Annotated in this window: 1 protein-coding gene; it reads right to left on the bottom strand. The window is 32.5% G+C overall.

Annotated features, from left to right (window positions below):
• The coding region (locus V7056_RS14160) for an aspartyl-phosphate phosphatase Spo0E family protein (protein WP_499702961.1) at positions 1-124 on the bottom strand (124 nt) is incomplete at its 3' end.
• Between the last annotated feature and the right edge of the window lie 279 nt (positions 125-403).

Here is a 403-nt window from a genome sequence, read left to right as displayed (position 1 = left end):
ATATCATATTCATGAGCTTGTCCAGTTCTTGGCTGCATGAGACGGTTCTTTTATTAGTAAAGCCATATCGTCCCGCAAAATAAACCATACGAGCGCGCTTTTTCTCTATAACATGAAGTAGCAATTTAGTCACCAACTTTGTTCAAGAATAGGGAATTGTGTCTATGTCTCACGATGTATGTAATGCTATTATACAAAATCATTTTCATATGAAAAGCGATTCGCTAAAAGAAGTGTAAATGTTACAAAAAACTACACTATACTACACAAATCAACTGGTTTCATCATCAGTTTAGTAGTAATCTAATAGAATTTGTAGTAAAAAAGGTGCCTGTTGTCGAATGATTAAAAGTAGTAGTGCTTTATATGTATATTTCGACAGTAGATTACATTCCTATATTAT

It is taken from the genome of Bacillus sp. JJ664, assembly GCF_036962205.1.
Lineage (GTDB): Bacteria > Bacillota > Bacilli > Bacillales > Bacillaceae_G > Gottfriedia.
Note: the sequence above shows the minus strand (reverse complement) of the source record. Positions and strands in the feature narration are given on the sequence as shown.